Annotated in this window: 25 protein-coding genes; all 25 read left to right on the top strand. The window is 45.5% G+C overall.

Going from position 1 to position 19,533, the window contains the following annotated elements:
• The first annotated feature begins 93 nt into the window (after positions 1-93).
• The 25 genes from DIC78_RS03195 (at position 94) to DIC78_RS03075 (ending at position 19,533) form a co-directional block, all read left to right on the top strand.
• On the top strand, positions 94-444 hold the full coding sequence (locus DIC78_RS03195; RefSeq protein WP_411810461.1) for an XkdD/Y8K6 family phage-associated protein: 351 nt from the start codon (positions 94-96) through the stop codon (positions 442-444).
• Positions 431-637, top strand: coding sequence for an XtrA/YqaO family protein (locus DIC78_RS03190; RefSeq protein WP_010333893.1), 207 nt, complete (start codon positions 431-433; stop codon positions 635-637). The genes DIC78_RS03195 and DIC78_RS03190 overlap by 14 nt, the downstream gene beginning before the upstream one ends.
• Before the next feature lie 116 nt (positions 638-753).
• Positions 754-1,263 (top strand): sigma-70 family RNA polymerase sigma factor, encoded by a 510-nt coding sequence (locus DIC78_RS03185; protein ID WP_044156254.1) that lies wholly within the window; start codon positions 754-756, stop codon positions 1,261-1,263.
• Between the two features lie 117 nt (positions 1,264-1,380).
• Positions 1,381-2,172: a terminase small subunit gene (locus tag DIC78_RS03180; RefSeq protein WP_024121062.1), complete on the top strand. Its 792-nt coding sequence runs from the start codon at positions 1,381-1,383 to the stop codon at positions 2,170-2,172.
• On the top strand, positions 2,169-3,470 hold the full coding sequence (locus DIC78_RS03175; RefSeq protein WP_106022248.1) for a PBSX family phage terminase large subunit: 1,302 nt from the start codon (positions 2,169-2,171) through the stop codon (positions 3,468-3,470). Before DIC78_RS03180 ends, DIC78_RS03175 begins: the two co-directional genes overlap by 4 nt.
• Positions 3,471-4,961, top strand: a complete 1,491-nt coding sequence (locus DIC78_RS03170; RefSeq protein WP_024121064.1) for a phage portal protein — start codon at positions 3,471-3,473, stop codon at positions 4,959-4,961.
• Positions 4,962-4,980: 19 nt separating this feature from the next.
• The gene (locus tag DIC78_RS03165; protein ID WP_024121065.1) at positions 4,981-5,808 is read left to right on the top strand and encodes an XkdF-like putative serine protease domain-containing protein; all 828 of its coding nucleotides are present in this window, start codon (positions 4,981-4,983) and stop codon (positions 5,806-5,808) included.
• Positions 5,809-5,832: 24 nt separating this feature from the next.
• Positions 5,833-6,768: a phage major capsid family protein gene (locus tag DIC78_RS03160; protein WP_024121066.1), complete on the top strand. Its 936-nt coding sequence runs from the start codon at positions 5,833-5,835 to the stop codon at positions 6,766-6,768.
• A 23-nt stretch (positions 6,769-6,791) separates the two neighbouring features.
• Positions 6,792-7,175 (top strand): protein YqbG, encoded by a 384-nt coding sequence (yqbG, locus tag DIC78_RS03155; protein WP_024121067.1) that lies wholly within the window; start codon positions 6,792-6,794, stop codon positions 7,173-7,175.
• A complete protein-coding gene (locus DIC78_RS03150) occupies positions 7,172-7,528 on the top strand; it encodes a YqbH/XkdH family protein (RefSeq protein WP_127695414.1) in 357 nt (118 codons plus the stop codon). Before yqbG ends, DIC78_RS03150 begins: the two co-directional genes overlap by 4 nt.
• The gene (locus tag DIC78_RS03145; RefSeq protein ID WP_095713498.1) at positions 7,525-8,013 is read left to right on the top strand and encodes an HK97 gp10 family phage protein; all 489 of its coding nucleotides are present in this window, start codon (positions 7,525-7,527) and stop codon (positions 8,011-8,013) included. Before DIC78_RS03150 ends, DIC78_RS03145 begins: the two co-directional genes overlap by 4 nt.
• Positions 8,014-8,025: 12 nt before the next feature.
• Positions 8,026-8,466, top strand: coding sequence for a phage tail terminator family protein (locus DIC78_RS03140; RefSeq protein ID WP_106020456.1), 441 nt, complete (start codon positions 8,026-8,028; stop codon positions 8,464-8,466).
• A 2-nt stretch (positions 8,467-8,468) separates the two neighbouring features.
• Positions 8,469-8,681, top strand: coding sequence for a YqzN/YkzM domain-containing protein (locus DIC78_RS03135; RefSeq protein WP_059336109.1), 213 nt, complete (start codon positions 8,469-8,471; stop codon positions 8,679-8,681).
• Entirely contained in the window at positions 8,681-10,081 is a 1,401-nt protein-coding gene (locus DIC78_RS03130; protein WP_127695412.1) for a phage tail sheath family protein, read from the top strand. The genes DIC78_RS03135 and DIC78_RS03130 overlap by 1 nt, the downstream gene beginning before the upstream one ends.
• A 1-nt stretch (position 10,082) precedes the next feature.
• Positions 10,083-10,526, top strand: a complete 444-nt coding sequence (locus DIC78_RS03125; RefSeq protein ID WP_003220592.1) for a phage tail tube protein — start codon at positions 10,083-10,085, stop codon at positions 10,524-10,526.
• 89 nt (positions 10,527-10,615) lie between these two features.
• Positions 10,616-11,062, top strand: a complete 447-nt coding sequence (locus tag DIC78_RS03120) for a phage tail assembly chaperone (RefSeq protein WP_003232676.1) — start codon at positions 10,616-10,618, stop codon at positions 11,060-11,062.
• 29 nt (positions 11,063-11,091) lie between these two features.
• A complete protein-coding gene (locus DIC78_RS03115) occupies positions 11,092-11,241 on the top strand; it encodes a hypothetical protein (protein WP_003239113.1) in 150 nt (49 codons plus the stop codon).
• A gap of 1 nt (position 11,242) precedes the next feature.
• Positions 11,243-15,268, top strand: a complete 4,026-nt coding sequence (locus tag DIC78_RS03110; RefSeq protein WP_127695410.1) for a transglycosylase SLT domain-containing protein — start codon at positions 11,243-11,245, stop codon at positions 15,266-15,268.
• Positions 15,261-15,920, top strand: a complete 660-nt coding sequence (locus tag DIC78_RS03105) for a LysM peptidoglycan-binding domain-containing protein (protein WP_106020454.1) — start codon at positions 15,261-15,263, stop codon at positions 15,918-15,920. Before DIC78_RS03110 ends, DIC78_RS03105 begins: the two co-directional genes overlap by 8 nt.
• Positions 15,921-15,935: 15 nt before the next feature.
• A complete protein-coding gene (locus DIC78_RS03100; RefSeq protein ID WP_127696906.1) occupies positions 15,936-16,913 on the top strand; it encodes an XkdQ/YqbQ family protein in 978 nt (325 codons plus the stop codon).
• Complete coding sequence (locus tag DIC78_RS03095) at positions 16,913-17,179, top strand: DUF2577 family protein (protein WP_024121076.1); 267 nt, start codon at positions 16,913-16,915, stop codon at positions 17,177-17,179. Before DIC78_RS03100 ends, DIC78_RS03095 begins: the two co-directional genes overlap by 1 nt.
• A gap of 58 nt (positions 17,180-17,237) precedes the next feature.
• Positions 17,238-17,663, top strand: a complete 426-nt coding sequence (locus DIC78_RS03090) for a DUF2634 domain-containing protein (protein WP_024121077.1) — start codon at positions 17,238-17,240, stop codon at positions 17,661-17,663.
• A complete protein-coding gene (locus DIC78_RS03085) occupies positions 17,656-18,702 on the top strand; it encodes a baseplate J/gp47 family protein (protein WP_127695408.1) in 1,047 nt (348 codons plus the stop codon). The genes DIC78_RS03090 and DIC78_RS03085 overlap by 8 nt, the downstream gene beginning before the upstream one ends.
• A complete protein-coding gene (locus tag DIC78_RS03080; RefSeq protein WP_059292942.1) occupies positions 18,686-19,264 on the top strand; it encodes a YmfQ family protein in 579 nt (192 codons plus the stop codon). The genes DIC78_RS03085 and DIC78_RS03080 overlap by 17 nt, the downstream gene beginning before the upstream one ends.
• Positions 19,261-19,533: a hypothetical protein gene (locus tag DIC78_RS03075; protein WP_106022242.1), complete on the top strand. Its 273-nt coding sequence runs from the start codon at positions 19,261-19,263 to the stop codon at positions 19,531-19,533. The genes DIC78_RS03080 and DIC78_RS03075 overlap by 4 nt, the downstream gene beginning before the upstream one ends.

Genomic DNA, 19,533 nt, shown 5'->3' with positions numbered 1-19,533 from the left:
ACAGCTGGCTGCTCTGTTCGCGTTGCTGTTTCGGGCGAAGCGGACAGAAAAAAACATCGAACAATGGTACAAGGATGACGGGAAGTGAAGCAGATGCCGGAAACAAAACAATTTGAAATGAGTCCTGCGCCGTGGCGTGCTGTCGCATGCGGGGATGAGAAGCCAATTTATATCTATTCTGCTTACAGTGAAGAAGAAAAAGAGAGATTCCCTTATTCAAACGGCCGGCTGATCGCCGCTGTATTTGACCTCAGCTCTTTTTCGCAAATAAGCAATGCCAACTTGATGGCAGCCGCACCTGAGCTGAAGGAAGCGGCTAAAGCGGCGCTTGATTTTCTGAACGGGAATTCCGCTCATTCAAAGGAGCACATCATAAAGGTATTAGAAGCAGCCAACAAAAGCGCTGAACCCGAAAGGAAGGAAATGACACATGATCAACCCTAAAAAACTCGTAAATATAGATTCCATCACGCTCGACAGCCAGCTTGAGGATGGGAAAATCCGCGTTATTATAGTCGACGGCATAAAGCATGAAGCCTGGATCACAGAAGCTCCGGAGCACGGGAAAACGCTTGTTGAAACGAGAAAGGGAGACCTTGCCCGAGTAGAATTTGAAATCGGCTACAAATTAAACTAAAGCGAAAAAAGAATACGTCCAAGACGGAAAGCCTGCGGACACTGATCAACATGCACAGCATTTGTGCGTTGATTGGTGTCCGCTTTTTTATTGCACAAATGAGGAGGAATCATAGAATGCTAGACTTATTATTTGAATATAAACGCACATTAAAACAAACAAGAACACAATATAAACCGCTCGCTGAAGCAGATGAATCAGTGCTCTCAGCTGAGGACATGAAGGATAAAAAGATTATCAGAAACATCATCACAGACCTTGAATATGTAACAGAATGGCTTGAAAAAGGAAGACAGCCCGGCATCAGACGGGCGATTGACCGGCGTGATGCGTATCAGCGGCTGATGATCAAAGATCCAAGAATCATAGAATCATTTTCTTGCGATATGATGTTTGAGCCGGACGGACAGGTATCTGAGGAAGACAGGGAGAGAATCCGAGAAGCTTTATCCCTTTTAACGGACAGGGAGAAAGAAATGTTTTTGCTGCACAAGGTGGAATGCTTTTCTTATGAACGCATTGCCGATCTTCTTGGCGTCAAAAAATCAACTGTGCAGACAACAATCAAACGGGCTTTATTAAAGATGCAAAGACAGCAGGAGGAAATGAACCGATCGCTTGCCTGAAGGCTTGTCATACGTTTGCCACCTATAAGTGAAAAGAGCATGACACATAAGCGGCCGGCATAACCGGCCGCTTTTATGAATAGAAATCCATGCTGGAGGTGGCGGTGATGCCGTAGCATGAAAACACAACAGAGAGAACAAGCATTAGCAATCTATCAGCACCATCAGGGAAATATCACAAACAGGGCCATTGCAGACACAATCGGCGTTTCGGCGAAAACAATCGGCATCTGGAAAAAACAGGACGGATGGAAAGAAGCCTTGTTTTCTGAAAACGGACATAAGCAGCGCCGCATAGAAAACGATGAATTAAATGAACGGCAGCGGCTGTTCTGCCTGTACTACGTAAAAAGCTTCAATGCGACACAATCAGCGATCAAGGCGGGCTATTCTCCGGACAGCGCCCATGTGACGGGCTGCCGGCTGTTAAAGAATGAAAAGGTTGCCGCTGAAATCAGGCGGATAAAAAAAGAAATGGTGAATGAAGTGTTTATTGAAGCGATGGACGTTTTGCAGGTATATGTCAAAATCGCGTTCGCCGATATCACGGATTATGTGACCTTTGGCAAAAAAGAGGTGCAGGCCGTCGGAAAGTCGGGACCGCTGTTTGATGAAGATGATAACCCGATCATGAAGGAAATCAGCTTTGTCGACGTCAAAGACTCCGGTCTCGTTGACGGCACCATTGTCACGGAGGCAAAGCTCGGCAAGGAAGGCATCGCCATTAAGCTTGCCGATAAGATGAAAGCACTTGAAAAGCTGTCATTATACTTTGATTTGTTTCCGGATCAATTTAAACAAAAAATAGAAAATGAGAAGTTAAAGCTCGCGAAACAAAAAGCGGAAAAAACTGATGACGGCCGCGAGCCAATTGAAATCATGATCAAACGAAAAGAGGACAAGGCATGATTGTAAAAGAAATCAATCCTCATTTTGAAGATTACGTGTTCAATTGGGAGCAGACGTACCAGTTTCTCGTCGGCGGCTACGGCTCATCAAAAAGCTATCATACGGCGCTGAAAATCGTGTTAAAGCTGTTGAAGGAAAAGCGGACGGCGCTCGTCATACGCGAGGTGTTCGATACCCACCGGGATTCGACCTTCGCTTTATTTGAAGAGGTGATTGAAGAGCTTGGTCTCTCGAAGGCAGCCGCAGCACTTTCTTCCCCGCTTCAGCTGCGGTTTCAAAACGGCAGCCGGATCATGTTCAAAGGAATGGACAACCCGGCGAAGCTGAAATCTGTTCACAACATTTCTTTAATATGGATTGAAGAGTGCTCTGAGGTGAAGTATGAAGGCTTTAAGGAATTAATCGGCCGTCTTCGCCACCCTGAGCTGAAGCTGCACATGATTTGCACCACCAATCCCGTCGGCACCTCCAATTGGACGTACCGGCATTTTTTTCGGGATGAACGCAATCAGCGGTTTGTGCTGGATGACAGCGAGCTTTACGAAAAGCGGACACTTGTCAGGAGAGATACGTATTACCATCATTCCACGGCAAACGACAACCTCTTTCTCCCGAAAAGCTATATCAGGCAGCTTGACGGACTGAAGGAATATGATCCTGACTTATACCGAATTGCCCGTAAAGGCAGGTTCGGCGTCAATGGAATCAGGGTGCTGCCGCAGTTTGAGGTGCTCCCGCACGACCGTATTGAAGAACGTATTGCCGCCATCAGCCAGCCGATCCTTCGCACAGGCATGGATTTTGGTTTCGAAGAATCCTACAATGCTGTCGTCCGTCTCGCCGTCGATCCTGATAAGAAATATCTCTACATTTATTGGGAGTATTATAAAAACAAAATGACAGATGACAGGACCGCTGAGGAGCTGCGGGAATTGGCTGAAACACAGGAAATGATCAAAGCCGACTCTGCTGAGCCGAAAAGCATTCAATATTTCCGCCAGCAGGGTTTTCGGATGGTCGGAGCCAGGAAGTTTCCCGGCTCCAGGCTTCAATACACCAAAAAGGTGAAACGCTTCAAAAAGATCTTCTGTTCGGACCGCTGTGAAAATGTCATCTATGAGCTCAAGACACTGACGTACGCCAAAGATAAAAACGGCGCGCTGATTGAGGATGAATTCACGATTGACCCGCATACGCTTTCTGCTATTTGGTATGCGCTCGATGATTATGAGGTCGCAGATGTGAAGGAAACAGCGCAAAAACGAATCCGTCCGAACCGAGAAAGGAGGAGGTCATAAATGCCGCACAATCAAACAGTCAGAGCAACGGTTTTAAAAGCCAATGCATCTGCTCCTCAGACAAAGCAAATTTATGAAGACGACTTTTCTGATTTGTACGGAGAGGATATCATCGCTCCGCCCTACAATATCACCGAGCTCAAAACAATTGCTGAATACTCAACCATTCTTCAGCAATGCATTGATGCGTACAGAGTGAATATTACTGGTTTTGGTTTTGATGTGGAGTACACGTTTGATGTCAACGCCACGGATGTCGACCAGGAGAAAAAGAAAAAAGCAGAAAAAGACTGGGCCAGACTTGAAGCCTTTTACAAATGCCTTCACTTTGATGAATCTGCTGAAATGATTTTAGGCTATGCCATTGAAGACAGGGAAAAAACCGGAAACGGCTTTATGGAAGTACTTCGCGACGGGATGGGAAAACCGGCCGGCATTGAATATTTGGATGTGAAATATATGCGCGTATGCGGAGCCGGCGAGCCTGTCGAAGTATCTTTTATGTATGAAGAAAACGGAAAAGTGAAGAGAATCAAAAGGCAAAAACGGTTTCGGAAATTTGTGCAGATGATCAATGGAAAAAAAGTATTTTTCAAAGAATACGGCGATCCCCGAAAAATGGACATGCGCACGGGCGAATATGTCAGCACACTGGCTGAAAAGCACCAAGCAAACGAAGTGATCCATCTTAAAATCGGAAGCGGCGTATACGGCGTGCCCCGCTGGGTAGGCAATATCGTCAATTTATACGGCGCCCGGAAAGCGGAAGAGCTCAATTTTATGTACTTTAAGCAGGGGCGTCACGTACCCGCTGCGATTACGGTGGAAAACGGGATGCTGTCTGAAGCTTCTTACCGGGAACTGCAGGAGTATATGAATGACCTTGAAGGTGTGGAAAACGCCCATAAATTTCTTCTGATTGAGGCGGAAGGCATCGCGAAGGAGAAGGACCTTCACGGCGGTGAAGATATCACGCCGGTTTCTGTGGAAATCAAATCCCTTGCGGAAATCCTGCAAAACGACGCCTTGTTTCTTGAATATGATGAAAAAAGCAGAAATAAGCTGCGCTCTGCTTTCCGTCTGCCGCCGCTTTATACGGGAGAAGCTCAGGAATACAACCGGGCTACGGCTGATACAGCGAGAAAAATTACGGAGGAGCAGGTGTTTCAGCCAGAGCGGAAAACGCTTGTCAACAAATTGAACACACTGCTTTTGCCGGAGCTGAATCTTCATGATGTGAGGCTGACATTAAAAGGACCGGACTTTCGTGATCCGCTTGAGATTGCGAAAGTGCTCGGTCCTTTTATTACAGCTGGAGCCGTTTCGCCGAATGATTTGCGAGACCTTGCCGGACGGGTGCTCGGCAAAACGCTTGAGGAGTGGCCGGAGGACATTTACAAACGCCCTGCCGGACAGGATGCTGAAAAGACAAATCTGACAGCACTTATGCAGGAGCTGAAGGACAGCATCGAAGATATCAAAACGTCCTGAAGGGAGGTGAATCAAGCAGGTGGCGCGGGAATTGAAAAATGCCAAAATCAGCTTTGTCAGCTATGTGGACAAGGCGGCAAACCAGACAGAATTTTTCTTTACGAAGTCAGCCGAACCTCCGTCATTTGAAAAAAAAGTTCGGCTGTTTACGAAAAGCGAGCAGGATGAACAAAAGCTCGTATACGGAATTGTGTATGAGCCTGATGTTCCAGATGCCCACGGCGACTATATGACCGCAGAAGAAATTGAAAAAGCGGCGCATGGCTTTCTTGCAGACGCGCGGGAGATTGATATTAATCACAGCTTTGAAGGCGGCACAGGCGTGGTCGTTGAATCCTATGTGGCGCCCGATGATTTTATCATCGGAACAAAACGGATTACAAAGGGCTCGTGGGTGCTTGTGACAAGAGCGTCAGATGAGGTGTGGGAACAAATCAAAGCCGGCATCATCACCGGCTACAGCATGGCGGGCACTGCTGATGTATATGAAGAAGAACCGGTTGAAAAAGCCGGATTTCTAAGCGTGTTTAAGCAGCTGCTGGCCGACAAAACAGGAAAGGAGACTGAAGAAATGAGGAAAGAAGACATGAGGGAATCAATCGAGCATGCGCTGTATCCGTTGCTCAAACGGCTGGAGACAATTGAAAAAAACACAGAAACAGAGGAAAAACCGGAGCAGACGGGAGATGACGAGCGCCTGAAGAAGCTCGTTGAGGACATGATTGCCCCGCTGATCGAACGCATTGAGGCCCTGGAAAAAGCTCGGGGAGCCTCTAAACAGACGGCGGACGATGCGGCCGGCAATACAGAGCAAGTCAAAAAATCAATCTGGAGCGGACTGCTGTAAACCAGTCAAAGAGGAGGAAATCAATTGAGAAATCAAGAGATCATTCGGAAAGCGGAAATGTCGCTTTCTGCTTTAAAAAGCGGCGGGCTCATGAACCCTGCACAAGCATCAGCTTTTATCCGCATGGTGCAAAACACGCCGACGATTTTCAGTGAATCCCGTGTGATTCAAATGGAAAACGATTCGCAAAAATTTGAGAAAATCGGTTTCGGCCAGCGTATTTTGCGCGCGGCTCAAGAAGGAAAGGCGCTGACAGCAGACGAACTGACGGTTCCGACGACAAGCACTGTCCAGCTGAACACAAAGGAAGTCATTGCGGAAATTAACATTACGTACGACACGCTCGAAAACAATATTGAAAAAGGCGGACTGCAGCAAACGATCATGCAAATTTTAGCAGAGCGGGCGGCAGTTGATATTGAAGAGCTGATCGTAAACGGAGATACTGCATCAGCAGATCCATACCTGGCGCAGCTGGACGGCATCCGTAAACAAGCAGTGTCCCACATCGTCGATATGAATGGTGAAGAACTGTCCAGAGCGACATTTAAAAAAGGCTTAAAGGCTGTTCCGCCAAAATATTTGCGCATCCCTCAGGAATTCAGATTCTATACATCGCACGGCTTAGAAGTTGAATGGAAGGACCGCGTGGCGGACCGCCAGACAAATCTTGGGGACCAGGCTGTTCAGGGCGGCTTGTCCACAGCATTCGGCGTACCGGTAAAAGGGGTATCCAATATCCAGCCGTACGCAGTCGGAGAGGGAGACGCGCAATATGATGCGTCCGATATCATTCTGACACATCCGAAAAATATCATTCTCGGCTTCTCACGCAATATTCGAATTGAAGTCGACAAGGATATCCGCTCCCGTAAGTTCATCATTGTCTTAACGGCGAAGCTGGACAGCAAGTTCGAGGAAGAGGATGCCTGCGCTAAATTAATTAACGTTAAAGAATAATCGAAATGGGGTGGCCAGCTTATATGCTCATCGAACCGACGGACGTTACCGCCTATTCGGTCTATGACCAGGTGAAAAACAGGCCGGAAGAACTGCTGGCGCAGGATATCATCGAGGCGGAATCGGAAGCGGCCCTCATTACAGGGCACAGCTTTACAGACAGCATCTACGACCCGCTCCCTGAAAAGGCGAGATTAGCTTTGCTGAAGCTCGCCCAATACTTTGCGCTAGTAAACAGCGACGAATCAGCCGCATCAAGATATCAGTCTGAGAAAATGGGGGATTACTCCTACACGGTTTCCGGTGAAGCCGGCATTCAAAAGCCCGATGTGTATCATTTGCTGGAAGAGTTTATCGCACCGGACTATGTTCCGGAGTCTGCCAGATTGAAGGTGCGGTCGTTATGAGTTATCAGCAGATGCTGATCCATCGTTGTGATATTTTTCATGAAACAGCGCAGCCGCCGCCGGCGGGACGATTCGGAATTCCGGCGGACAAGCTTCAGCCGGTATTTTCATATCCGAATACACCTGATGAAGAAAATGTCCCTTGCTACTTTACAGAAAAAACGCAGCAGCTGATTCAGGAGGAGCCTGATCAAACCGTGTATCACAGCTTGCTTGTCCATTTTCCATTCTCTGCGGATATCCGGATGAACGACAAAATCATTTGGCAACACAACAGCTATATTCTGAAGCTGCCAAAAAAGATCAGACACCATCATTGGGAAGTCATCGCTGTCAGAGATGAAAGTCTATGAAGATAGCGGGACTTAAAAAGCTGAACGCATCGTTAAAAGAAGCGGCATCCGGCGGTTTTTCCCGCGAGGCGTCCCGGTGGCTTGAAGAGTGTGGGCAAGATTTTCTGGAGATCGTACAATCTGAACTCATCAGCACGCAAACGATAGATACAGAAAAACTGCTCAGCTCCTTTCAGAAAGGCTCAGAGGATAACCTCTGGAAGGTACAAAGCGGCGGACTCTCACTTGAGGTCGGGACCCAGCTTGAATATGCCTCTTTTCTCAATGACGGCCACTGGACGTCGAAAGCGGACGATGTGAGATGGGTGCCGGGGCATTTTCAAGGCTCACGGTTTATCTATGATCCGGCTTCTTCCACAGGCATGGCACTCAAGAAAAAATGGATACCCGGCACGAGCTATTGGGAGCATGCACTGCTTCTATATGAACAGCTGTTTGCAAAATCAATGGAACATAAATTGCGCCAGTGGCTGAAAAAGATGTAAAGGAGGAGCCGGATGAACAGCGAAACAGGATCGATCATGGCTTTTTTGTACAGCCAGTGGTCTGTTCCCATTTATGAAAGCGAGCTGCCTGATCAGTTTCAAGTGCCGTCTTTATATGTCCCTGCGCCATCTGTTTTTGAAGAAACAGATACAGTCTCCACATTTAAAAAAACCTACAGTCTCAATGTAAAGCTGTTTCATCTTGACTCCGTGCAGGCGCTGGATGAAGCGGACAGGCTGGCGGATGCCATCAGAGAAGCGAGAAATATAGTTCCGCTGCTTAGTGAATCCGGTGAGAAGACAGGGGATATGCTTCGCATCACCCGAATTGAGACAAGGGTGGGAGACAGGGGCGAGGCGGTCATGGTGATCAGGTGGAGCAGCCGATATTATTATCATAAAACAGAACAGCCTGTCTTACAGGATATCGATATGAACAGCGGGGTGAAATAGCGGTGGCAAAGCAGAAACAAGCGAAGGCTGTACATACAGAGAGCCGGGAAGCTCTTTTTGATACAGCGGATTTGATCAAGCACGCAAAGGAACTGTTCGGCGTTAAGCCGGAGATCCTTCAGGGGGCTTTATTTGGCGTGGACAAAACACGCCTGACGAAATCAGAGGCAAGTCAATTGATACAAACATTTTTAACTAAGGAGGTCATGCAATAATGAATGGCGGAACATTTACAGCAGGAAAAGAAAAGGACCGTGCAGGCATTTATTTCAATTTTAAAACGACGGCACAGGAACGGGTGTCACTCGGTGAACGGGGGACGGTCGCACTTCCGGTCGCATCAAGCTGGGGCGAAGCGAAAACATTCGTCTCCATTTCAAGCGTGGAGGATTTAAACAAAAAAGTGGGTCTCAGCATCGACGATCCATCTTTATTACTGTTGCGTGAAGCGAAGAAAAACGCGAAAACGGTATTGATGTACCGCCTCACTGAAGGCGTCAGAGCATCTGCCGATATTGCCGAAGGCGTTAAAGCGACTGCTTTATACGGCGGATCAAAAGGGAATGACATCATCATCCGCATTAATGAAAATGTACTGGATGCAGCGTCATTTGATGTCACAACGTATATGGATGAATCAGAAGTGGATAAACAGACTGTCAAAAAAGCTGAAGAATTAACAGCAAACGGCTATGTGACATTTACCGGAACAGGAGATCTTTCCTCTTCAATTCCGCTGACTGGATCAGAGGGAGACACGGCTGCCGAGACGCTGAACGCATCTGCGGGAATCCGTTTATCCGGCGGTACAGATAAAGCGCCGTTCAACTCAGACTATACCGATTTCTTGGCTGCGGCTGAAACGGAGAGCTTTGATGTCATCGCTTTGCCGGTTGCAGAAGGAGATCAGCTGAAGGCGACCTTTGCCGCATTCATTAAGCGTCTGCGTGACGGGCAAGGGCAAAAAGTCCAAGGGGTAACAGCCAACTACAGCGGTGACTATGAAGGCATCATCAACGTGACAGAAGGTGTGCTGCTGGAAGATGGAACAGAAGTGACACCGGACAAAGCGACGGCGTGGGTAGCCGGCGCAAGTGCGGGAGCAACCTTTAACCAATCTCTCACATTTGTGGAGTATGAAGGTGCCGTTGATGTCTTAAACCGCCTTGACCACGACGCGATTGTGGAACGCTTAGCCAAAGGCGAATTTTTATTCACATTTGACGCCCGCGATAAATCGGTAAGCGTAGAAAAAGACATTAACTCACTTGTCACGTTTACGGCTGAGAAAAACAAGAAGTTTGCGAAAAACAAAATCGTCCGTGTACTCGACGCAGTCAATAACGATTTAACACGCGAGCTGAAAGCATTAATCAAATCAAGAAAGGGAAGCGGAAGCGACATCCCGGCCTCTGAAGACGGGCTTCAGTATGTGAAAACGATGATTACGCAATACATGACAACACTTCAGGATGCGGGCGGCATTACCGGTTTTGATTCTGATCAAGATATCACAATTTCAATGAATGAAGACCGTGACGGCTTCTTGATTGACCTTGCTGTACAGCCTGTCGACGCGGCAGAAAAATTCTACTTTAATGTGGAGGTAAACTAATATGGCATTAAAAGCACAAAACACGATTTCAGGTAAAGAAGGACGCTTATTTCTCGATGGCGAAGAAATGGCGCATATCAAAACATTTGAAGCAAATGTGGAGAAAAACAAGTCTGAAGTAAATATTATGGGCCGTCGCATGACAGGCCATAAAACAACAGGCGCAAACGGAACAGGCACAGCGACGTTTTACAAAGTCACATCAAAATTTGTGATCCTTATGATGGATTACGTCAAAAAAGGCAGCGATCCTTATTTCACCCTGCAGGCTGTGTTAGATGATAAATCTTCCGGAAGAGGAACAGAAAGAGTCACGCTTTACGACGTAAACTTCGACTCCGCAAAAATCGCCAGCCTCGATGTCGATTCAGAAGCATTAGAGGAAGAAGTTCCGTTTACATTTGAAGACTTCGACGTGCCTGAAAAGCTTTCTGACACGTTTTAATCAAAACTGAACAAGCCATAAGCAGACCTTTCTGAGAAAGGTCTGTTTGTAAATGATGAAATCAATTTAAAGATAAGGGAGTTTTTTACATGAGCGAGAAGAACGAAAACGTATATGATCTTTCCTTTTTTATGCCGGGAAAAACAATCGAAGCCGAAGAAATCAAAGTGCCGATCTCTAAACGTTTTGTTGATAAAAAAGGGAATGTCATACCGTTTATTTTAAAACCAATTACCACCGAACGAATTGATGAACTGGAGAAAGAAAATACAACATTTAAAAATGTGAAAGGCCGCGGACGCGTTAAAGATTTAGACTCCCAGCGTTTTTATGCGAGAATTGCCATCGAATCCACTATTTATCCGGATTTTCGTTCAAAAGATTTAAGAGAGGCATACAAAACAGCAGACCCGGTGGAAGTCGCCAAACGTGTACTATCGGTGGGAGGAGAATATGCAAACTGGCTGAATAAAGCAATTGAAATCAATGGTTTTGAAGATGATCTTGAAGATCTAGAAGAAGAAGCAAAAAACTAGTAAAGGATGGCGATAAGGAAACTGTGTATTTGTATTATGCAATGCATGAACTTCATTATTCGCCATCCCAGCTTCTTGAATTATATGAAGCACCAAAGCACTTTAAAGCTCTTTTATTTGGGTTGATTGGATATAAGTTAGATCTATTAGAAAAAGAATCAAGGAGAGGAGGGAATTAAAATCGCAAAATTAACAGCCCGCTTTGATCTCGAAGACAAGGTATCTAAAAAACTAAAACGGATACATAAAGGATTCCAAGAGGTCGAAAAAAAAGTAAAGACCATTAATCGGCAAATCAAAATTAGTATCAGAGCAGAAGATCAGGCATTTTACCGGCTGAGAAAAATAAATGACTACATTATTTTGAAATTCGCGAAATCACTTGAAATCAAAGTTGTACTTGATGACCAAGCCACTTCAAAGCTGGAAGCGATTGAACAAAAACTAAAACGGTTGCCGAAAGAAAAGAAGCTGACTGTATCTTTGGTAGACCGGACAGCAGCTGCGTACAAAAAAATAAAGAAGATGCTATCTAAACAAAAACTATCATTCCTTTTGGTTCCAGATGACAAGGTTACTTCAGCCGTTAAAAAGATTATTGGTTATATCAAGAAAAATTTGAAAAACGGATATACAGTCAAATTAAAAGTTATCGATGAAATTACAAAAACAGTGAATCGATTAACAGCACTTTTGAAGAAATTTGAAAAAACCTATTATGTAAAGGTCGTTGTTAAGACAAAAATATCAGACAAAATCAATAAAAAAGAAAGCCCGATTAATAAAGACAAATCTAAGAAAGAATCAGACAAAGCTTCGGATAAAGGCGCTGACAAAAGTTCTGATCAAAAACCTGGCTGGGTCGGGAAAATCAAAGGATGGCTGAAGGATTGGTGGACAAAGTCAGCTTGGCCTTGGATTAAGGATACGCTCAACCAAATAGGCAAAGCTTTTTTGGATCGTTTCAAAGAAAGATTGATAGAAAAGCTGAAAAATGATGTGTTTGATAAGATCATTGATAAAATTCTAGGACCTCAAAAAAAGGACGATTCTGGTGAAAATTCTGAAACGGATAATAAAGTCCTTAACCGTAATACAGGAGGAAATTGTTGCTGTTGCTGCTGTGAAGACGGGGGTAACAGTCCGGGCAGTAAAAATAGAAAAACCTATAAAAAAAAGAAAAGCCCGACAAAGGCTCCAAACAGAACACTTAGGGTTCCTGGAGAGGTAATAAGAAGACGCCAGAGCGGCACATCCGGTGAAAGTGCGCCACGGTCCTCTGGTTCGAAGTTCAAGAACTGGCTCGGAAGCTTAAAATCGCTAGGGAAGGATTCATCCAAACTAGGAAAAGCGTTCAGAGGAATGGGTAAGGCTGTTCCATACGTAGGATCTGCTTTAGCAATGTTCGATCTAGCTGGAATCAATAAAGATAATGCTGGTGAAAAGGTTGGTTCAATCGGAGGACGCATTGCCGGCGCAGAAGCAGGAGCAACTGCCGGAGCAGAGGCTGGTGCGACAATCGGATCCTTTGTGGGTCCGGAAGGTACAGTAATCGGGGGAGCTATCGGCGGAGTCGGCGGCGGTTTAGTAGGCGGAATAGGCGGCGAAGAAGCAGGTAAGAACATTGGTAAGATGTTTGATACTTCTAAGTTAAAGGAGAACATAAGCAATTCACTATTTAACAAAGAGTGGTGGAGTGGAAAATGGAAGTCTATTTCTGATACTGCCAATGGTGCTATTACTTGGATTGAAGATACATGGAGTAAAGTTTCAACTTGGTTTGACCAGTATGTGTTTACGCCTATTTATAATGTAGCTGTACCCGTAATTAATTTTATAGTAGGTTTGTTTGCTTATGCATGGGATGGCATTTTGGCAGTATGGAACATTGTCTACCCATGGTTTAAGGATAACGTGTGGGATCCAATAAGCGGAGCAGTTACTAAAGTTGCTACAACGATATGGACTGGATTGTGTAACGCTTGGACAGTTATTTCAGGCATATGGTCTACTGTTTCAACGTGGTTCATGGACAATGTGTGGAACCCTGTGAGTGAAGCAGTAACAACTGCGGCAACATGGATTTGGAGTAAAATCAATGGTGCATGGACTACTATTTCTGATATTTGGTCCAGTGTATCGAATTGGTTTTATGATAATGTGTGGAACCCGATTGTCACAAAAGTAGAAGATATTAAAACTTCAATAAAAGAAAAATTTGATGATGCAAGGAAATTCTTTGAGGATGCATGGGATGGAATTGAAACTTGGTTTAATAAACATGTGAAAGAACCATTGGTTAAAGTAGCAGAGAAAATTGCTGAGAAATTTCAATGGGTAATTGATTTGAAAGATGCTGCTAGTTCAGGTATAGGATATGTTAAAGATGCAGTCGGTGGTTTCTTTACAAATGTAACAAACAGAGGACAGGAAATTACTCATCTAGAGAAAAAAACAAGTGAAAAGAGTTCGAAAGGTAAAGCTAGTTCTAAAACAACTACTAATAACATTTTTTCTCAGTCTCCAACAAATATGACTGTTCTTCAACAATCTCTGAATCGGAACGCCACAGGCGGCTACATCACCAAACCCACCATCTCATGGATCGGTGAAGCCGGCAAGGAATTCGTTATCCCAGTTGATAACAACCGAGGCCGTGGGAAGATGCTTCTTTCACAAGCCGCGTCTAAGCTAGGTATGCAAGTCGTAGACGATATGGGAACCGCTTCGTCTTCTGCTGGAAGCCCGGTATCTGTTTCAAGAGGAGCAGCTGCCAATCCGTTATCAGGATCAGCCTCTCCATCAATGGACACTGCAAATCTGACAGGTCAAGCGTCCACACTCGGACAGCAATTTTCAGAAGGCTTTGGTAAAGGCATCAGCAATCAGCCGGTTAAAATGGAAGATTGGAAAAAGAAAAACATCAATATGCCATTTACACAAATGATTTCTTCTTCACCAAATTACGGAAAACAGATGGTAAGCGGCTATGCTAAGGGGCAAAACAGCACAGCAACCGGAACAGACGGCTTTTTACAATCAAAAGTCAAAACACCGTTCCAAGCTACTGTAAACAAATCTTCATCATGGGGAAGCAGTACAATCAAAGGATTTACTTCAGGACAAAATAGTTCCCAAACCGGTACTGATCAATATGTAAATACACATGTGAATAAGCCGTTTTTGCGATCTAAAGAATCATCAAACGGCTGGGGTAGCGGCATGATCGGGAATTTTGTTTCAGGTATGACTTCAAAGGCAAGTGAAGTCCATGAAGCTGCCAAGGAACTCGCGAAAAAAGTTGAGAAGGCTTTCCGTGAAGAATTAGATATCCATTCGCCTTCTCGAGTTATGATGAGTCTCGGTCGCTTTGCATCTGTCGGGGTAGTAAAAGGATTGGATTCTGTCGATGTGAAAAAATACGCTGAAAAGCAAGCCGGTTCACTGGCAGCTGCTTATTCCGGAATGGGTGCAGTAGGGGGAAATGTGAAGCAGTGGCTTATGGCTGCAATGATGGCCACAAAGACACCTTTAAGCTGGCTTCCAGGATTGATGACGATTGCTCAGTATGAATCAGGAGGCAACCCGAACTCTATTAACCTGTGGGATAGCAACGCGAAGGCGGGAAATCCATCACAAGGACTCATGCAGACAGTCCCGACCACATTTAATGCTCATAAAGCACCGGGCATGGGTAACATTAGAAATCCGATTCACAACGCTGCTGCCGCTATCGGCTATATCAAAAGCAGATACGGCTCAATTGATAATGTACCTGGCATTAAAAGCCTGAAACGTGGCGGTCCCTATGTCGGTTATGCCAACGGCGGACTGATCACAAAAGAACAAATCGCCCGTGTCGGTGAAGGAAACAAGCGGGAATGGATCATTCCGGAGGAGCGAGGCATACGCGGCCGCTACCTCCTTCAGAGAGCAGCGCAAGCTCTGGGTATGGAAGTGACAGATCCGTCTCAATCCCAGCAGTCTGAGCTTTCTTCAGGCCAAGTCTCCGCTGTTACTTCGGCAAGCCGGCCAACGACAGCGGTATCCGGATCAAAAGAAATTTATATTCAATTTAATGGTGACCAGCACTTCCATAATGGACAAGACGCCGAAACTCTTGCAGCGAAAATCAAGCAGGCGCTTATAGACGAACTGCAAAAGGATATCAATATTGGAACGAAGGGAGTCGTTGCATTTGACTAAATCCGTATATGAATTTTGGATTTCACAAGGGAAGGACAAGCTGCGGCTCCCCGTACTTCCCGACCAGCTGAATATTTCAAATACGGTTCAGAATGAGACGGTTAAAGTAGCCAAGTTTGGTGACCTTACATTTATTGACGAACAGGGAGCGAAAGAAATTTCGTTCTCTTCGTTTTTTCCGAAGAAATACAGCCCGATAGCTGAATATCAAAACTTCCCGTCGCCGGAAAACGCGATAACAAAAATTGAAAAATGGATGAAGGCCAAAAAAACGGTCCAGTTTTTGATTACGGGGACAAAAGTCAATCTGACCTGCAGCATTGAGGGATTTTCCTACAGCGAAGGCCAGCAGGATATCGGTGATCGCTCGTTTGATATTCAATTAAAAGAATACAAAACCGCTTCCCCCCGAAAAATCAAGCAAAAGAAAAAAACAAAGGCAAAACGTCCGTCAAAGGCCTCTCCGAAAACCTATACAGTGAAAAAGGGAGACACGCTTTGGGACATTGCCGGCAGATTTTACGGGAACAGCACGCAATGGCGCAAAATTTGGAACGCCAATAAAACAGCGATGATCAAGCGAAGTAAACGAAATATCAGGCAGCCGGGCCACTGGATTTTTCCCGGTCAAAAATTAAAGATACCGCAATGAAGCAGGTGATGTATGATGATAGAATTGTTCGTCATTAAAGATACAGAATGGCTTGAGCTGGTAGCGGAAAGCGTGTCGCTGGAGGGACACCGATATCAAGCGCCGCGCTCCATAGAAGCGACCATCGTCATCAAACAGGGCGACCAAACGTATTACAGCGTCACAGAAGGAGATACCGTCTTGTTTAAGTGGAAGGGAAAAGAGCTTTTCCGCGGGATCGTCTTCGCCCGAACGCCTGATGAACATACGCTTGCCTTCAGTGCGTACGATATGCTGCAATATTTGGTCAAAAATCAGGATGTGTACGTGTTTTCCAATCAGCGTGCTGACCAGATGATCAGGAGGATCGCCAATGATTTTCAAATTCCGACAACCTCTATTGCGAACACAAGTCATACGATCAAAAGCCTTGTGATTAAAAATGATACGAGCCTGTACGACATCATATTGAAGGCTTTAAAACAGACAAAGAGCCAGACGGGCAGGAATTATCAGCTGTATTCGGAAAAAGGAAAGCTCGGTCTGCGCGCTTGGCCAGATCCGTCGGAGGTATGGGTGCTGGAAACCGGCGTCAATATTACGGGCTACCAATACAGCACGTCTATAAATGATACCGCAACACGGGTGGTGCTGCGCCGCCAGAAGGAGAATAAGACGTATAAAGCGTCTGCGAAGGACAATTTAGGCTTAAACAAATACGGCGTGCTTCAATATACGGAGACCGTAACAGACGAAATTAACCAGGCGCAGCTTCAGCAGAGGGCCGACGTACGCCTTGCTGAAAAAAAGGGCGTAAAAAAAGAACTGAAAAATATTCAGGCCATCGGCATTCCAGAAGTGCAGAGCGGCTTGCCTGTCTATATATCCATTCCGGAGGCAGGGATTAAGAAAATCTACTGGGTAGATACAGATCGGCATGAGTTTAAAGGAACGAAACATACGATGACCATTGATGTTGTCGAAAAGAATACGATGCCGGAAGGGGTTTCCTGATGAGACTGAGTGAAGCCATCAAACATTTGGCCGTCGGTGCGGTTGATGCTGAATCTCCGGTGGAGCTGCTCCCAGCTGAGGTGGTTTCGGTTTCTCCTGTTGAAATCAAATTAAAAGAAAACAGCAAACTGATTATACCGGCTGACGCCCTCATCATCCCAAAACGGATGCAGTCCGGAGGAGATGATGCACTCGAGCTGGGGGATCGCGTCATGACTGCAGCTCTGACAGGCGGACAATCGTTTTTTATTTTAGATAAACTGTAAACAAAACCGCTTCGGACGAAGTGGTTTTTTATTTAGCATGTATAAAGGAGTGGGCATCATGGCCCTGACACCAGAAGTGGAGTTTGAGGATATTGAAGATGACGGCGAAGTCATTGAAACCTCGCAAACCTACAAAATAGATTTTGAAAACGGAAGAATTACAAATGAGTTGATTACCGGGCTTGAAGCAATCAGACAGTTTGTGTATATCGCCTTACAAACTGAACGATATGCGTATTCAGTTTATAGCCATAATGTCGGAAATGAGCTTCAGGACGTGCTTACAGATCATGAGACGACTGATGCCTACAAAAAAATGGAGATTCCAAGGCTCATAGAGGAGGCACTTGTTTATGATGACCGTATTTCCGCTGTAACAGACTTTGAGATAGAAAAACAAGGCGATGCATTTCATGTTTCCTTTGTAGTCGAGACAGATGAAGGATCGCTTGAGATTGAGGAGGTGATTGGCGAAGATGTTTGAGGACCAGACCTTTGAAGATATTATGGAGCGTATGCTGAACAGCATCTCCGCAGATATTGACACGAGAGAAGGCAGTGTTATTTATAACGCATTAGCCCCGGCGGCAGCCGAGCTTGCGAAGTCGTATATATGGCTTGATACCGTGCTTGAGCTTGTGTTTTCTGATACTGCGCAAGGAGAGTTTTTGGACCGGCGCGCTGCGGAAGCGGGGATTGAACGGACAGCTGCCACAAAGGCCGTGAGAGCAGGGGAGTTCACAGCTGGCGTCAGAATTCCTGAAGGCTCCCGCTTCTATGTGGACAATCTTTATTTTCAATATACAAGAGACGGGACGCTTGTCTGTGAAACGCCGGGAGAAGCAGGAAACGCCAATCTGACCGGACGCAATCTGTTGTCACTGGATACCATCCCGGGATTGGAAAAAGCGATTGTCAAAGAGATTCTGATTCCCGGGCGTGAAGAAGAAGGAGATGACAGCTTAAGAGAACGGTATTTTACGAGGGTTCGGCGTGAGGCTGTCAGCGCCAATAAAATGCATTATAAAGAGTGGGCTGAAGAAGTGGACGGTGTTGGAAAGGCAAAGATCTTCCCGCTTTGGAACGGAGACGGGACGGTTAAAATTGTCGTCACGAATGCTAACCTTGAACCGGCTTCTGAAATCTTAATTCAAAAAGTGAAAGACTATATTGATCCTGAGCCCGGTCAGGACGAGGGGCAGGCGCCAATCGGAGCCGTTGTCACAGTGGAAAGCGCGGTCTGGAAGGAAGTTGAGATTTCTGCCGAGGTGCTTCCGGAAGTCAATCACTCGATTGATGAAGTAAAGACAGAAATTAAAGAAGGCGTTTTAAATCTCTTTAAGAAAATGGCATTCGAAGATAACATTATCCGCCTTTCTCAAATTAATAACATCGTCTATAATTCGCCGTCTGTCAGTGATTATTCAAATATTAAAATCAACGGCACTTCCGAAAATTTAGTGCTGAGCGACGTAGAAATTCCTAAGCTTGGGCAGGTGAATATCATTGAGCAAACAAGATGACATGATTTCATATCTGCCGCCGTTTCTCACCAGCTTAAAAGAAATGTCGGAGCTGCTGAAAGCGGAAGCACCTGAGTTTGATCAGCAAAACAACAGCATATTTGATCTGACAGACCAGTTATTTGTGCCAACAGCAACATGGGGGCTTAGCCGCTGGGAAAAGATTTTAAACGTGCCGCGGGAATCTGGAGACACCGATGAAATCAGGCGATTACGGCTCATTTCGAAGATGTCGAACATCCCGCCGATCACCTACAGGGCCATTGAGCAGGCGGTGAACCGTTTCTTAAAAAAACCGTCGGCACAAGTCCGCCTGCTGCCCGGTGAATACCGCTTTAATGTAGACATCAATATTGATGATCTCCAGCACATGAATGAGCTGATCGAAGCATTGGAAAATATGAAGCCGGCACATCTGGCGTATACGCTCAGAGGCGGATTGAATGAGACGCTCCAAATAAAGGACAGAGTCATCCTGAATCACCGAAGATACCGAACAGCCAGTGAGCTGAAGGTCGGTTATTCTGTCACCCTTAACAATAATGAGGTGGTCTTAACTTGATTTCAACCATATACAGAGAACGTACAGCTACCGATCTCAAAAGCAGGATTCATCACGTGCTGCTTAACGGCCAAGAAACAGAAATAGTGGAGCTCACCATTGAAGGAGCAACAGTGACCGTTCTGACAAAACGTGAGGAAGATATTAAACATATAGAAACGGTACAAATTTTAGACGAGCTGGGCAACATCATTACAGAAAGAAAAACAGACCTGGACGTCAGTGAAAACAGAACACTCGATTTCAGATTTACCTTTGAGGTGGTGTAA

Source organism: Bacillus halotolerans (genome assembly GCF_004006435.1).
GTDB classification, from domain to species: Bacteria; Bacillota; Bacilli; order Bacillales; family Bacillaceae; genus Bacillus; species Bacillus halotolerans.
This window is presented reverse-complemented; position numbering and strand designations above follow the sequence as displayed.